Raw genomic sequence first — 14,459 nt, 5'->3', positions numbered from 1 at the left:
AAAAGGGCTCCGCAGCGGGTTACTTGACCGTGATGGACCCGACGAACGCGTCGAGGTCGGCAGGGGTCAGCGCACCCTTCACCGCGTTGACCCGGACCGCGAACGGTACGTCCCGCGAGTCCACCCCGGCCACCACGACCCCGGTCATCCGCGTGCCCTTCGCCGGGGTCCGGTCCTCGCCGCCCGACGTGAACTCGTAGTCGATCCTGCGGGCGTCGCGGGCGCTCTCCTCGCCTGCGAGCCGCACGTCCCGGGTGTCCTTGCGGGTCGTCCCGAGCCCGATCCCGGCGCCTGCCGCGGCGGCGGCCTCGCCGGCGTCGCCGACGCCCGTGGCGAAGTCCAGTTGCACCGAGACCATGCCGGTGCGCAGCCCCTTCTCCTCCTTGACCGCGACCGCCGCGTTCGCCGGGCCGCGTTCGGCGGCCGGCTGCGGGGCGTACCCCTGGTCCTCCGGGTAGCCGACGGACACGCTTTTCGTGTCCAGCGTGCCCCACCCCTCCGGGACCGCCGCGGTGTCCCCGCCGCCGCAGCCGGTGAGCAGCGTCAGACCGAGGGCGGCGGCGGCCACCGCGCCCAGGCCGCGTCCCGGAAGGCCCTTCCGCCCGGCGGCTCCAGGCACGCACGCGCGCCGCGTCGCCGGGATCACCCCGGTACCGCCGGTACCGGGTCGGCCCCAGGCCGTGCGGGCACACGCACCGGACGCCGCCGGGCCAGCCCTCCGGGCGGACGGCACCCTCTTCGACCCGCGGTCCAGCGCCTCGGACTTCGTCAACGTCATCGCCTCTTCGTCGTGCCCGTCACCGGGCGCAGTAGCTGTACGGGAGGTACGAGCGCTTGTCGCCCCGCGGAGCCCCGAGGAACCGCGCATCGGTCAGTGTCTCCTTCTTGTGCTCGTCGGAGACCGAGAACCCCAGACTCATGCCGAGCGACACCTCGAACCCGAACTCCTGTGCGTCCGCCTCGCCGTGGTACCGCATCGTGCTGGACAGGCCGTCCTGGAACATCATCTGCTCGAAGGGGTCGCTCCCGGCAGGCTTCTTCTCCAGGGAATGGTCGCCGAACATGTACTCGAACGGGGCGGTGTTGTTGCCGGAGCCGTCCAGCCACTGCTCGGCCAGGTCGCGCTTGGCCTCCGTGACCTTGTCCGGTTCCTTGCCGAAGACGATCGAGTTCGTCCGGACCTCGATGCCCGTGTCCCCGGAGGAGTCGGTCACGCTGCCCTTCCCGCCGCGCTTGTCCTTCCCCTTCTCCCCGTTGTCGCCCCCGGCCTCGCCCTTGTCGGACGTCGAGGTCTTCTCCACGGTCTGCGTCATGTCGATCCGGACGATCTTCCCGGTCTTCTGGTCGCGGGTGACGGTGAGCGCTCCCGTGCGGGTGTCCTTCGCGCCGGCCGTACCGCCGAGCGGGCCCGCTGTGCCGCTCACCTTGCCCTCGATCTCCAGCTTGGCGGTGTACGTGTAGGACTCGTTGCCCTTCACGTCGTCCTTGGTGATCGTCACGTCCGGGGAGAACTTCGCCTTGCCGCCCAGTTTGGCGCCGAGCTTCGTGTCGTCACCCGGCTTGAGGGAGAGGCCGCCGTCCGCGAACACGTTGATGCCGATGGTCGAGTAGGAGATTTTCTTGTCACCGATCTTCTTCTCGACGGCCTCCTTCTTCTCCGCCCACTTCATGCCGGAGTACCAGTTGCCGCCGTAGCCGCCGCTGTGCTTCATCGAGGTCTCCCACATCTTCATCTCCTCGATGTCGTCCCTCATTTTCTGGGCGTCCGTCTCGCTCGTGAACACCCAGGTGTCCCCGTTGGTTATCTTGACGCCGCCGCCGACATCGATGTCCGCCTTGCCGAGTTTGCCGAGTTTGACGCCCGGCGTACTGGCGTTGAGCCCGGCCGACGCGGCGTCGGTGAACGTCATGTAGACGAGCTTGTCGTTCTCGTCGACCTTCCCGTCCTCGTTCACGTCGGTCTTGGCCTGGGCGACCTTCTGCTGGAAGCCGTACTCCTCTCCCCACTCGAACCAGCCGATCTTGACCTTGCCGCCGGCGGTGTCCGAGATGCTCGACACCTGGCAGAGCGCCGGCTCGTAGTCGTCGTCGGTCTTCGGTTCCGCCGTGCCGTTCCCGCCCGCGGTGCACCCGCTGCCGTCACCGGTGAGCGAACTGATCGCACACCGGATGCCCTCGCCGATCCGGCCCCCGAGACCGGCCATGGCGAGCGCGCCGATCAACGCGGCCACCAGGACGATGACGCCCAGGTACTCCGTGGCGGTGGCACCGGCGTCGCGCCAGTCGTACGAGCGGTGGTACGGCGTCGGGGCCGGGCGCTCCGAGCCGCGCGCCTCCAGCAGCCGCTCCAGCGCCAGCCCCACCGCCGCGCCGGTGACCATCACGACGACCGGCATCGTGACACCCTCGGCGTCCACCACGTCCCACGACACGGCGTAGCCGTAGGCGAGCCCGGCCACCGGCACCGCCGACGCGGCGAGCAGACGGGGCGCCCGCGAGTCGCGCCGCTCCTCGGGCAGCGCCCGGACGGCGGCCAGCACCGTCAGTACGGTGACGACGACGCCCGGCAGATGCAGCAGGGCCAGCCGCCATCCGAAGACGTCGAGCCGTTCCGCGGTGGCGAGCGTCTCGACCAGGGCCCGCGTGACGACGTAGCCGGCGGCGACGTACACGAGCGCGCCCGCCGCCCAACTGCGGGTCAGGGGAAAGAACCAGCCGCCACCCCCACCGCCCGGTGTACGGCCCGCGTCCCCGCGTCCCCAGCCCTCGCCACCGCTCACGGTCCGACCCCTCTCCACCACTCGCCGAGCTGCCTGCCCGCGGGGAGCGTACGGTCGCGACCCACCGCCTGACCCGGGCCCCCGGCCCCATTCCCGGGCCCACGCGGGCCGCGCGTCACGTGCGGGGCGCGGTGAGGCCGAGGACATGCTCACGCCCGGTTCGACGGCATTTCACCGCCCCTGTGGCTTCCGGCTGCCGGAGCACCGGGCGGGGCCGGCCGCGCCGGCGCGGTGACCGAGCGTGTGATCGCCTCGGCCATCGGGCGGAATCGGGAGCGGGTTGGGCCCTGGGGCCCACGACGTGGGCCCCGGTGACGGCTAGCGTTTCTCCCGTCACGGAGCGACGCCCGTCCCGGCGCACCCCCCACGGTGCCGGGCCGGGCCGCGCCGTGGACGGGTGCGGTCATAATCGGCCCCATGCCCGAACAGCAGACGCGCTCCCGGCCGGCAGCGCCCCGCACGCCCGCCGGCCGGCACCGTGTCACGGCCGCGCTCACCGCCGCCGCACCCGCTCTGGGCGCCTACGCCGCCGTCCGGGCCGTCGGGCTCCTCGTCCTGCACCTCTGGGCCTCCGCCGCCGGGAAGGACGCCGTGCACCTGCTCGGCGGGCGGTGGGACTCCGTCTGGTACCAGCGGATCGCCGAGCACGGTTACGGCTACACCGCCACCCTGCCCGACGGCAGCCTCCACCCCGATCTGGCGTTCTTCCCGCTCCTGCCCGCCCTGGAACGGGCCCTCGCCGAACTGACCCCCCTCACCGTGCGGGACGCGGGGCTGCTCGTCGCCTGGACCGCCGGACTGCTCGCCGCCTGGGGGATGTACGCCGTGGGGGCGAGGCTCCACGGGCGGCGGACCGGGGTGCTGCTGGCCGCGCTGTGGGGCGTGTACCCGACGGCGTTCGTGCAGTCGATGGCGTACACCGAGACGCTGTTCACCGCGCTCGCCGCCTGGGCGCTGTACGCCGTGCTCCGCGACCGCTGGATCGTGGCGGGCGCGCTCTGCGTCGCGGCCGGGCTGACCCGCCCCTCGGCGGCCGCGCTCGTCGCCGCCCTCGGCGTGAGCGCCGTCGCCGTCCTCGTACGGGAGTACCGGACCGCCGGCGGGGACGGGCTGCTGCGCCGTAACCGGCGCATGCTGGCCGGGGTCTGCGTCGCCCCGCTGGGCTGGCTGGGCCATGTGGTGTTCGTCGCCGTGCGCGAGAGCAGCCCGTTCGCGTACTTCGAGGTCCAGGCACAGTGGGGAAACAGCATCGACGGGGGCCGGGCACTGGCCGCGTTCGTCGTCGGGCTGCCGCTCCCCGCCGCGCTCGGACTCTGCGCGGCCCTGGGGCTGTTGGCATGGCTGGTGTTCCTGTGCGTACGGCAGCGGCAGCCGCTTCCCGTGCTGGTGTACGGCCTCGCGATCGTCGTCGTCTCGCTGATCGGCTCGGGCTACTTCGGGTCCCGGCCGCGCCTGATGATGCCGGCCTTCCCGTTGCTGCTCCCGCCCGCCGTCGCGCTGGCAGGGCCGCGTACGGCGGTCCGGGCGGCCGTGACCGTCACCGTGCTCGCCCTCGGCTCGGCCGCGTACGGCGCCTGGACCCTGCTGGGCTCCGGGCCGCCGTGACGCCGGTCCCGGGGGCGGCGGCGTTCGGCGGGGCGCCCCGCAGCCGCCCGCCGCCGGTCCGGGGTCAGGGGCCGCCGTCCCTCGGCCGGTTCGGGTTCAGCGGGGCCCGTGGCCGCCGTCCGTGACGGGGCCGGTAGCCCCGGCGCCGTCCGTCGCCATGACCCGGAGCCGGGTGCCCGGACGGACTCCCCATCTCTCCATCGCCCCCGCCTCCGCCTCCACCACATGGCGGGCGCGCGGCCGGGGCAGCCCGAGGCGGCCCGGCCGCATCGTCCGGACGGCCAGGACCGTGAACTCCCGGTCCAGGTAGGCCACGTCGATGGCGAACCGCATCCGGAAGGTGTGCACACTCCCGCACGGGGTGATCAGCAGCGCCCCGTCGACCCCGTCCGCGCCCAGCAGTCCGCGCGCCCTCGCCCCGTACGAGGCCGCGATCCGCAGCGGCACCTCCCGGCTCCCGGCCCCCGTGCCGACCGTCAGTACACCGCTGCCGTTGCGCCATGTCCCCATGGACACCGACCGTAGCCTCCGTGGCCGCCCCGTGGGCCCGGAACGGTACCCGGTGGGCCCCCGGGCCCACGACCCCACGGGAGGACCGGACTAGGGTCGGTCCGTGGACGCCACACTGACTGCGGTCGCCGTGCTCTGGGGCGCCGCCACCGGACTGCTGCTGCCGCGCGCCGCGTACCGCTTCTCCGTCCGGCCGGAGGAGCCCTGGCGGGACGCCTGTCCGGCCGGACACACGCTCACCGGGCCCGGCGGCGGCTGGCTCGGCTCGACCCGGTGCGCGACCTGCGCCGTGGCCGTCCCGTCGGCCCCCGGGAGCACCGCCCCCGCAGTCCCCGTCCCGGCCGCGCGCTACGCGCCCGCGGTCCTCGCCCCCGCCGTCACCGTGCTCGCCTGCACCGTCCTGGCCGCCGCGACCGGAGCCCGGCCGGAACTGGCCGTCTGGCTCCTGCTCACCCCCGTTGCCGTGCTCCTCGCCGTCATCGACCGCCGGGTCCACCGGCTGCCGGACCGGCTGACGCTGCCCCTGGCCGGTGCCGCCGCCCTGCTGCTGGGAGGCGCGGCCCTGCTGCCCGGACACGCCGGATCCTGGACGTCGGCCCTCCTGGGCGGGGCCGCGCTCGGCGGCTTCTACTTCCTGCTCTTCCTCGTCAACCCGAACGGCATGGGCTTCGGCGACGTGAAGCTCGCGCTCGCCCTGGGCGTGGCACTCGGCTGGTACGGCTGGGCGGTGCTGTGCGCGGGCGGGTTCGCCGGGTTCCTGCTCGGCGCCCTGTACGGCGTCGGCCTCATGCTGCTGCGACGGGCCGGGCGGAGGACGGGCATCCCGTTCGGCCCGTTCATGATCGCGGGGGCGTTGCTCGGCCTCCTGGCCGGTGGAGTCGCCGCCTGACCACCCCAAAGCGCGGAGGTACGGGTGCGCCCGTGCGGGTCCGCCGGTGCACCCCGATATACGGTCGCGTACTCCGCCACCGGCTGACACCATGCCCGCATGAGCGAACCGCCCCTCGCCGGACCCCGACCGGAACCCCGGCCCGCACGAGGGCACGAGTCCGGGCCCGGGCCGGCCGCCTCCGACGCGCGGTTCGACGCCCTGGTCGCCGAGGCCGAAGCCGTGTCCGTCGACGGCTGGGACTTCTCCTGGTTCGACGGGCGGGCCACCGAGCAGCGCCCGTCCTGGGGGTACGCCCGTGCCATGGCGGACCGCATGGCACGCGCCGGGGCGGCGCTCGACCTCCAGACGGGCGGCGGTGAGGTCCTCGCATCGGTGCCCGTACTCCCGCCGCTGACGGTCGCCACCGAGTCCTGGCCCCCGAACGTCGCCCGCGCCACCGCCCTGCTGCACCCGCGCGGCGCCGTCGTCGTCGCGGACACGGACGAACCTCCCCTGCCCTTCGGGGACGAGGCGTTCGATCTGGTGGTCAGCAGGCACCCGGTGACCACATGGTGGGAGGAGATCGCCCGGGTGCTGAGGCCCGGAGGCACGTACTTCTCCCAACAGGTCGGCCCCGCGAGCGTGTTCGAGCTCGTCGAGTACTTCCTCGGTCCGCAGCCGGCCACGGCCCGCGCCGCCCGCGATCCGCGGCGCGCCCGCGCCGACGCCGAGGCGGCCGGGCTCGACGTCGTCGACCTGCGTGAGGAACGACTGCGCGTCGAGTTCCTCGACATCGGGGCCGTCGTCCACTTCCTGCGCAAGGTCGTCTGGATGGTCCCGGGTTTCACCGTCGACGCCTACCTGCCCCGGCTCCGCTCCCTGCACCGCCTGATCGAGGCCGAGGGGTTGTTCGTCGCACACTCCGCCCGTTTCCTGATCGAGGCGCGCAAGCCGAAGCGCGCGGAACAGGCCTGCCGCTGAGCAGAGTTCACCGCCGCCGGACGCAACTGCGTCAGCTGCCCCACCGTCCCACTCACCGGTAGTGCGACCCTTGTTTCGGTTGAGCGCACAACGAAGGAGCGGGTCATGACGGTGGGAAGGGAAACGTCCGGCGACGAGCTGAGCCCAGGCCGGGAGGACCGGCCGCCCGGCCGCCCGCGCCACGGCAAGGCCGACTGGCTCACGGGAGCGCGGATCACCGCCGTGCAGGGCCTCTTCTACCGGCCCGAAGGATGCGCGGGAGAACCGGAAGCCGTCGAATTCGTGCTCGCGGACGGGCAGTCGGTGCTCCTGACCTGCGCTTCCGACCGGTCACTGCGCATCACCTCCGGCGCCTGGCCCGATCTTCCCGACTGGTGTGTCCCCGCGGGCCAGTGGCAGCTGGCGGAGTTGAGCCGGCTGCCACCACCGCCCTACGGCGGGGCGTGGACGGTCATCGGGACGCACGAGACGCGCGACGCTTACGGGGAGGTCTGCGAGGCCGTGATCCGGTGCGAGAACGGTGATTTCGTGGTCAACGGCGGGGACACGGTGGAGATCCGGTTCCTCCGCCACTGACATGAGGGCGGCCCTGCGTCCCCGCCGTGAGCTGATGTGCCGTCAGTCGCGCAGCCCACGCCGAGATCGTGTCCAGCCGTACCCTCCGGTCGCCACGCCGGCCCGCCGCAGGGACCGGCAGAGGGGCGGGCCGCACGTCGATGCGACTCCCGGGGCGTCGCCTGCGCCGGATCCCACCGTCCACCCGCACGGGGAAGTGCCCGCCGGACCACCCGCCGGGGCGCGCTCGCAGGCCGCCCCCGGCGGGTGGAGCGGTTCCCGCGGGACCGGGAGCCGACGGTGAGCGCGTCGAAGCGGGGGGCGGGGCCGCGCACCGTGTGCCGCAGCCGAGGGCCACCGGGTGTCCCCGGCCCTCCCCGGGACGGCCGGTCCTGGGTGGGAGGCCTCCGCGCACTCCGGCCGGTCCCGCCGGAGCGGCCGGCCGGGCGTGGCCGGTCCGCCGAGTCCCTCGTACGGAAACGTCTCCGCAGCGCGTTCCCGCGCATCCGGAGAGTAATTGTGGAGTGGCGTGGCACCCATCGGCACTTACGAAGGGTTAAGGTGGAAACCCCCCCTCGGGCCGGTCCGTATCCCCCCCCACGGACCGGCCCGTTTTTTGTGCCCCGCTCCCTCGCGCCCCGTGAAGGGTGTGCGGAGGCAGGGGGAGGGCGAGGGCGCCTCCCTCGGCTCGTACCGGTCCGACCCGGACGGAAGGCCCGGAGTCAGCCCCGGTTCGCCCAGATGTTCGTGCGAGCGGTGTCGACCGCGAAGGTGTCGATCTCCTTCAGCTCGGCGGCGGACAGCGCCGGTGCGCCGAGCGCGGCCACGTTCTCCTCCAGCTGCTTCACGCTCGACGCGCCGATCAGGGCCGAGGTCATGCGGCTGTCCCGCAGGACCCAGTTGAGGGCCAGCTGGGCGAGCGACTGGCCGCGGCCGCGTGCGATCTCGTTCAGCCCGCGCAGCCGGCGCACCATCTCGTCGGAGAGCAGACCCGGGTCCAGGGACTTGCCCTGGCTCGCGCGCGAGCCCTCCGGGATGCCCGCGAGGTACTTGTCCGTGAGCAGGCCCTGGGCGAGCGGTGCGAAGGAGATGCAGCCCATACCCGCCGTCTCCAGCGTGTCGAGCAGCCCGTCGGCCTCCACCCAGCGGTTGACCATCGAGTAGGAGGGCTGGTGGATCAGGGCGGGGACGCCCATCTCGCGCAGGAGCCCGGCCGCCTCGGCGGTCTGTGCGGCGTTGTACGAGGACACGCCCACGTACAGGGCCTTACCCCGGTGGACCGCGGAGGCGAGCGCCCCCATGGTCTCCTCCAGCGGGGTGTGCGGGTCGAAGCGGTGGGAGTAGAAGATGTCGACGTGGTCCAGGCCCATCCGCCGCAGTGACGCGTCGAGCGAGGACAGCAGGTACTTACGGGAGCCCCACTCCCCGTAAGGACCCGGGTGCATCTCGTAACCCGCCTTGGTGGAGATGACGAGCTCGTCGCGGTACGGAGCGAAGTCCTGCCGGAAGATCTTGCCGAAGTTGAGCTCGGCGGAGCCGGGCGGCGGGCCGTAGTTGTTGGCCAGGTCGAAATGGGTCACGCCGAGGTCGAAGGCGCGGCGCAGGATCGCCCGCTGGGAGCCGAGGCTGCGGTCGTCGCCGAAGTTGTGCCACAGGCCGAGCGAGACGGCGGGGAGTTCGAGGCCGCTGCGGCCCGTGCGGCGGTACTCCATGGAGTCGTAGCGCGAGGCGTCGGCGCGGTAGAAGAGGGAATCAGTCACGTTTCACCCTTATCACGGAGTTGTGACAGTCCGGGCTGGGCCCCCGAGGCCCACCCGCAGTAATGTGGCCGCTTCGGGACTTGCCGATCCGCGGCGCGGGAGCGCGGTGCGCGGACCGCACGGCACTCCCCCGGGGGCGACCCCCCGGCCCCCGGTGACGGGGAGGACGGGCCGCGGGCCCGTACGGAACCGAGAGGGTGAACTCAGTGAACTTGCGCGACCTGGTGTACGGGCTCTACGCACGCCGGGTGGAGGGCCGCCTGGACCACGACCAGGTGCCCAAGCACATCGGAGTCATCCTCGACGGCAACCGGCGGTGGGCGAAGGCGTCCGGCGGATCGCCCGTGCAGGGGCACCAGGCCGGAGCCGACAAGATCTCCGAGCTGCTCGGCTGGTGCAGCGAGACCGACGTGGAGGTCGTCACGCTCTGGCTGCTCTCCACGGACAACCTCGACCGGCCGGAGGCGGAACTCGTCCCGCTGCTCGGGATCATCGAGAACACCGTGCGCAACCTGGCCGCCGACGGCCGGTGGAGGATCCACCACGTCGGCACGCTCGACCTGCTGCCCGCACGGACCCAGACGGTGCTCAAGGAGGCCGAGGAGGCCACGGCGGGCGTCGGGGGCGGCTCCGGGGCCGGTGGCTCCCGCAGAGGGATAATCGTGAACGTCGCCGTCGGTTACGGCGGACGCCAGGAGATCGCGGACGCGGTGCGGTCCCTGCTGCTGGAGCACTCCTCCAAGGGCACGACCTTCGAGGAGCTCGCCGAGGTCGTCTCCACGGACCTCATCTCCGAACACCTGTACACCCGCGGGCAGCCCGATCCCGACCTGGTGATCCGCACCAGCGGGGAGCAGCGGCTGTCGGGCTTCATGCTCTGGCAGAGCGCCCATTCGGAGTACTACTTCTGCGAGGTCTTCTGGCCGGCCTTCCGCAAGGTCGACTTCCTGCGGGCCCTGCGTGACTACGCGGCCCGCCACCGCCGCTACGGCACCTGAACTTCCCCGTCCGCACGGGCCCGCCGCCCCCGCGTCCGGCTGTCCGCCGGCCCCGGCCGTCCACCCGGTCGCCCTCGCCCGTTCACCAGGACGCGTGCTGACCTTGTGGCAGGCGGCTGCATGGCTTCGCGTGTGGCTGGGAATACCCCTCTCAGGTCGATGTCCGGTCACCAACCAGGCGGACGTCGCAGCCAAGTGAGCGGCACCCAGCCCGCTCGCCCGGGAGGCCCTTTGCACACGAAGGACCGCACACCGTGCGGCCGACGCGGAGGGCCGGTGTTCGGCCCGCGCTCGGGGCCCGAACCCGGTCCGTCCTCTTCCTTCGGGAAGTTCCGCGACGCCCGTCGCACTCCCCGACCTCGTCCGAGGGGGTACGTCCTTCCGTGGTGACCAGCAAGCGCCGCATGCCCGACAGGCGCACCTATGTTCTCGACACCAGCGTCCTGCTGGCCGACCCCAACGCCATGGCCCGCTTCGACGAGCACGAAGTGGTGCTCCCGATCGTCGTGGTCACGGAGCTGGAGGCCAAACGGCACCATCCCGAGCTCGGGTACTTCGCCCGGCAGGCCCTGCGCCTGCTGGACGACTTCCGTGTGAGGTACGGCCGGCTGGACGCCCCGATCCCGCTCGGGGACCTGGGCGGAACGCTCCGCGTCGAGCTCAACCACTCCGACCCCGGCGTCCTGCCCGCCGGCTACCGGTTGGGGGACAACGACTCACGGATCCTCGCGGTCGCGCGCAACCTCCAGGCCGAGGGGTACGACGTCACGGTCGTCTCCAAGGACCTGCCGCTGAGGATCAAGGCCTCCTCGGTCGGTCTGCTCGCCGAGGAGTACCGCGCCGAGCTCGCCGTCACCGACTCCGGCTGGACCGGGATGGCCGAGCTGACCCTCGCCGCGGACCAGGTCGACCTGCTGTTCGGTGAGGAGACGCTGTACGTCCCGGAGGCGGCCGAATACCCCGTCCACACCGGCCTGGTCCTCCAGTCCGAGCGCGGCAAGGCACTCGGCAGGGTCACCGCCGAGGGGAACGTCCGTCTCGTCCGCGGTGACCGGGAGGCCTTCGGGATACACGGCCGCAGCGCCGAGCAGCGCATCGCCCTGGACCTGCTCCTCGACCCGGACGTCGGCATCGTCTCCATGGGCGGCCGGGCGGGCACCGGCAAGTCGGCCCTCGCGCTCTGCGCGGGGCTGGAGGCCGTCCTGGAACGCAGACAGCATCAGAAGGTGATGGTCTTCCGGCCGCTGTACGCGGTCGGCGGTCAGGAGCTCGGATACCTTCCCGGCAGCGAGGCCGAGAAGATGAGCCCCTGGGCACAGGCCGTCTTCGACACCCTGTCGGCGGTCGCCGGGCGCGAGGTCATCGAAGAGGTGCTGGGGCGCGGGATGCTGGAGGTCCTGCCGCTGACCCACATCAGGGGCCGCTCCCTGCACGACGCGTTCGTGATCGTGGACGAGGCCCAGTCGCTGGAGCGCAACGTCCTGCTGACCGTGTTGTCCAGGATCGGGACGAATTCGCGTGTGGTGCTCACCCATGACGTGGCCCAGCGGGACAACCTCCGGGTCGGCCGGTACGACGGAGTCGTGGCGGTGGTGGAGAAACTGAAGGGCCATCCGCTCTTCGCCCACGTCACGCTGACCCGCTCCGAGCGTTCGCCCATCGCCGCGCTCGTGACCGAAATGCTGGAGGAAGGCCACATCTGACGGGGAACATCCGATTGATGCCGCCCGGCGGGCCAAGGAGCTTAGCCGGGCGGCATCGTGCTGCGCCGTCATTTTCGAGAAAGAGGTGCTCCGAACGGGGTGTGAGCTTTAACACCCGACACAGAATTGCAACAGGCCGTGTCCGTCCGGCAGAGTCTTGCTTCCGTCAGGCCCCGCATACGGCACTTGGGCACCTCAAGAGGCGCCACGCACCACACAACTCAACAACCGCCGTCCGTATGCCGCCCGCGAGTACCACGCGGCACTCCCGCAGGGGAGCTGCCCACCGGGCCCGTGCCTCCCGTGACCCAAGCAGTAGGGAGGCCAGTGTCAAGGGCACGATTGCGCCCGCGAGGTCACCTAAGCGGGCGATGCTGGAAGGACACCGTGTGAGCCGGATTTCGGTCCGGGGGTTCGCCGTGGCATCCGCCACCGCGGTCACCACCGTAGGCGCCGTCGTAGGCGTTGCTTCGGGCAGCACTCCCGCTGCCGACGACAGCAACAACTTCGAGGCGGCCGCAGCCGACACCACGCTGCTCGCAGACATCCCCGCGGGCCAGCAGGCCCAGGTTCAGACCGCGTCGCTCACGCAGCAGGCGGACGCCCAGGCGTCCGCGGCGGACGCGGAGGCGAAGAAGTCGGCCGAGGAGACCGCCCGCCTCCAGGCGGCCAAGGACGCCAAGTCCAAGAAGAAGGCTGCCGAGGCGAAGCTCGAGGCGGAGCGCGAGGCCAAGGAGAAGGCGGAGGCCGAGCGTGCGAGCCGGTCCGCCGTCCGCGACGCCTCCTCGTTCTCGGCCCAGGGGTCGTACAGCGTGGCGGAAGTCCAGGCCATGGCCCGCCAGATGGTCCCCGCGGACCAGTTCCAGTGCTTCAGCAACATCGTGAACCACGAGTCGACCTGGAACTACCGGGCCTCCAACCCCTCCTCCGGGGCGTACGGCCTCGTGCAGGCGCTGCCCGGCTCCAAGATGTCCTCCGCCGGCTCCGACTGGCAGACCAACCCGGCCACCCAGATCAAGTGGGGCCTCAGCTACATGGACGGCCGCTACGGCAGCCCGTGCGGCGCCTGGTCCTTCTGGCAGGCCAACAGCTGGTACTAGGAGGGAGCCGGGAGGCCCGTGAAGCCACCCGGAGAACCTGCTGGGCCCGCCCCCGGCTTTCAACCTCCTGAAGCCCCGCACCGTCCTACGGTGCGGGGCTTCAGGTGTACGGTCGGTCCGGAGAGATCCGGGGGCGTGGTGCGGGCCTGCGGGGGAAAGGGAAACATCATGTCGAGACTTCCGGGGTGGCTCGGTCGGCTGGGTGCCGAACTCACCGAGATCGGGGCGCGCCTGGAAGAGCGGCGCGCGCAGGACGACCGTATGGAGGACGAGGACGTGGCCGCGGCGGACTTCCCCGTCGCGTCGGCCCCCGAACAGGTGCCGCCCCCACCCGCGTACGCGCCCGCCGTCGCAGCCCGGCCCGATCCCGTCGCCGCCATCCCGTGGGGGATGCGCGTCGCGGCCGAGGCGGGCTGGCGGCTGCTCGTCCTCGCGGGCACGCTCTGGGTGCTGATGCGGGTCATCAGCGCCGTGCAGCTGGTCGTCCTGGCCTTCGTCGCGGCGCTGCTCGTCACGGCGATGCTCCAGCCCACCGTCGTACGGCTGAAGCGGCTCGGGCTGCCACGCGGGTTCGCCACGGCGGTCACCGCCGTCCTCGGGTTCGTCGTCATCGGCCTCGTCGGCTGGTTCGTCGTGTGGCAGGTGATGGACAACCTGGACACGCTCTCCGACCGGGTCCGCGACGGCATCGACGAGCTGAAGCGCTGGCTGCTGGACAGCCCCTTCCACGTCACCGAGTCGCAGATCAACGACATCGCCAAGAACCTCAGCGACACCATCGGCACCAACACGGAGGAGATCACCTCCGCCGGACTCCAGGGCGTCACCGTGATGGTGGAGTTCCTGACCGGGCTGTTGCTCGCGATGTTCTCGACGCTCTTCCTGCTGTACGACGGGAAGCGGATCTGGCAGTGGGTGCTCAAGCTGGTACCCGCCCAGGCCCGGCCCGGCGTCGCGGGCGCGGGACCGCGTGCCTGGCGGACGCTGACCGCCTATGTGCGCGGCACGGTGATCGTCGCCCTGATCGACGCGATCTTCATCGGGCTCGGGATCTACTTCCTCGACGTGCCGATGGCGGTTCCGCTCGCCGTCTTCATCTTCCTGTTCGCCTTCATCCCGCTGGTCGGCGCCGTGGTCTCCGGAGCGCTCGCCGTCGTCGTCGCGCTCGTCACGCAGGGCGTGTTCACCGCCCTGATGGTGCTGATCGTGGTGCTCGCCGTGCAGCAGATCGAGGGCCACATCCTGCAGCCGTTCATCCTCGGCCGGGCCGTGCGCGTGCATCCGCTCGCCGTCGTCCTCTCGGTCGCCGCGGGCGGGATGATCGCGGGCATCGGCGGCGCGGTCGTCGCCGTGCCGCTGGTCGCCGTGACCAACACGGTGGTCGGCTACCTGCGGTCGTACAGCGTGGAGCCGGCCCTGCGCCACGGCCCCGGCCCGCACGGTGCCACGGCGGTCTCGACGGCACCGACGGACCCGGCCGCCGGGCGGACGTCCCCCGGGGCGGCCGATCCCGGTCCCCGGCCGGCCGACGGGCCGGACCGGGCGGGAGACGTCCCCGGTACACGGGACGAGGCGCCCGCCACGTGATACGGCGGA

Annotated in this window: 12 protein-coding genes; 8 read left to right on the top strand and 4 right to left on the bottom strand. The window is 72.3% G+C overall.

Going from position 1 to position 14,459, the window contains the following annotated elements:
* Positions 1-19: 19 nt before the first annotated feature.
* Positions 20-619 carry a hypothetical protein gene (locus tag BA175_RS10005; RefSeq protein WP_254667843.1) on the bottom strand — a complete coding sequence of 200 codons (600 nt, stop codon included), beginning with the start codon at positions 617-619 and terminating at the stop codon, positions 20-22.
* 178 nt (positions 620-797) lie between these two features.
* Entirely contained in the window at positions 798-2,780 is a 1,983-nt protein-coding gene (locus BA175_RS10000) for a hypothetical protein (RefSeq protein ID WP_069170949.1), read from the bottom strand.
* A 417-nt stretch (positions 2,781-3,197) separates the two neighbouring features.
* Here BA175_RS10000 and BA175_RS09995 point away from each other — a divergent pair, with 417 nt between their 5' ends.
* The gene (locus BA175_RS09995; protein ID WP_069170948.1) at positions 3,198-4,385 is read left to right on the top strand and encodes a hypothetical protein; all 1,188 of its coding nucleotides are present in this window, start codon (positions 3,198-3,200) and stop codon (positions 4,383-4,385) included.
* A gap of 96 nt (positions 4,386-4,481) precedes the next feature.
* On the opposite strand, the gene BA175_RS09990 is transcribed toward BA175_RS09995, so the two are convergent.
* Positions 4,482-4,895 carry a DUF192 domain-containing protein gene (locus tag BA175_RS09990; RefSeq protein WP_069170947.1) on the bottom strand — a complete coding sequence of 138 codons (414 nt, stop codon included), beginning with the start codon at positions 4,893-4,895 and terminating at the stop codon, positions 4,482-4,484.
* Positions 4,896-4,998: 103 nt separating this feature from the next.
* On the opposite strand from BA175_RS09990, the gene BA175_RS09985 reads away from it, so the two are divergent.
* From BA175_RS09985 to BA175_RS09975, 3 genes are all read left to right on the top strand, one after another.
* The gene (locus tag BA175_RS09985) at positions 4,999-5,784 is read left to right on the top strand and encodes a prepilin peptidase (RefSeq protein ID WP_069170946.1); all 786 of its coding nucleotides are present in this window, start codon (positions 4,999-5,001) and stop codon (positions 5,782-5,784) included.
* A gap of 99 nt (positions 5,785-5,883) precedes the next feature.
* Positions 5,884-6,747 (top strand): class I SAM-dependent methyltransferase, encoded by an 864-nt coding sequence (locus BA175_RS09980; protein ID WP_069170945.1) that lies wholly within the window; start codon positions 5,884-5,886, stop codon positions 6,745-6,747.
* A gap of 105 nt (positions 6,748-6,852) precedes the next feature.
* Complete coding sequence (locus tag BA175_RS09975) at positions 6,853-7,323, top strand: hypothetical protein (RefSeq protein WP_069170944.1); 471 nt, start codon at positions 6,853-6,855, stop codon at positions 7,321-7,323.
* A 701-nt stretch (positions 7,324-8,024) separates the two neighbouring features.
* Here BA175_RS09975 and mgrA read toward each other — a convergent pair.
* Positions 8,025-9,062 carry an L-glyceraldehyde 3-phosphate reductase gene (gene mgrA / locus BA175_RS09970; RefSeq protein ID WP_069170943.1) on the bottom strand — a complete coding sequence of 346 codons (1,038 nt, stop codon included), beginning with the start codon at positions 9,060-9,062 and terminating at the stop codon, positions 8,025-8,027.
* 206 nt (positions 9,063-9,268) lie between these two features.
* Here mgrA and BA175_RS09965 point away from each other — a divergent pair, with 206 nt between their 5' ends.
* The 4 genes from BA175_RS09965 (at position 9,269) to BA175_RS09950 (ending at position 14,450) form a co-directional block, all read left to right on the top strand.
* On the top strand, positions 9,269-10,060 hold the full coding sequence (locus BA175_RS09965; protein WP_069170942.1) for an isoprenyl transferase: 792 nt from the start codon (positions 9,269-9,271) through the stop codon (positions 10,058-10,060).
* Between the two features lie 404 nt (positions 10,061-10,464).
* Positions 10,465-11,763 carry a PhoH family protein gene (locus BA175_RS09960; RefSeq protein ID WP_069172032.1) on the top strand — a complete coding sequence of 433 codons (1,299 nt, stop codon included), beginning with the start codon at positions 10,465-10,467 and terminating at the stop codon, positions 11,761-11,763.
* A 389-nt stretch (positions 11,764-12,152) separates the two neighbouring features.
* Positions 12,153-12,863, top strand: coding sequence for a transglycosylase domain-containing protein (locus tag BA175_RS09955; protein WP_069170941.1), 711 nt, complete (start codon positions 12,153-12,155; stop codon positions 12,861-12,863).
* Between the two features lie 168 nt (positions 12,864-13,031).
* Positions 13,032-14,450 (top strand): AI-2E family transporter, encoded by a 1,419-nt coding sequence (locus BA175_RS09950; RefSeq protein WP_069170940.1) that lies wholly within the window; start codon positions 13,032-13,034, stop codon positions 14,448-14,450.
* Positions 14,451-14,459: the final 9 nt, after the last annotated feature.

Source organism: Streptomyces griseus (assembly GCF_001715295.1).
GTDB lineage: Bacteria > Actinomycetota > Actinomycetes > Streptomycetales > Streptomycetaceae > Streptomyces > Streptomyces griseus_G.
The sequence above is the reverse complement of the archived record's forward strand: the minus strand, read 5'-3'. Positions and strand labels throughout refer to the sequence as shown.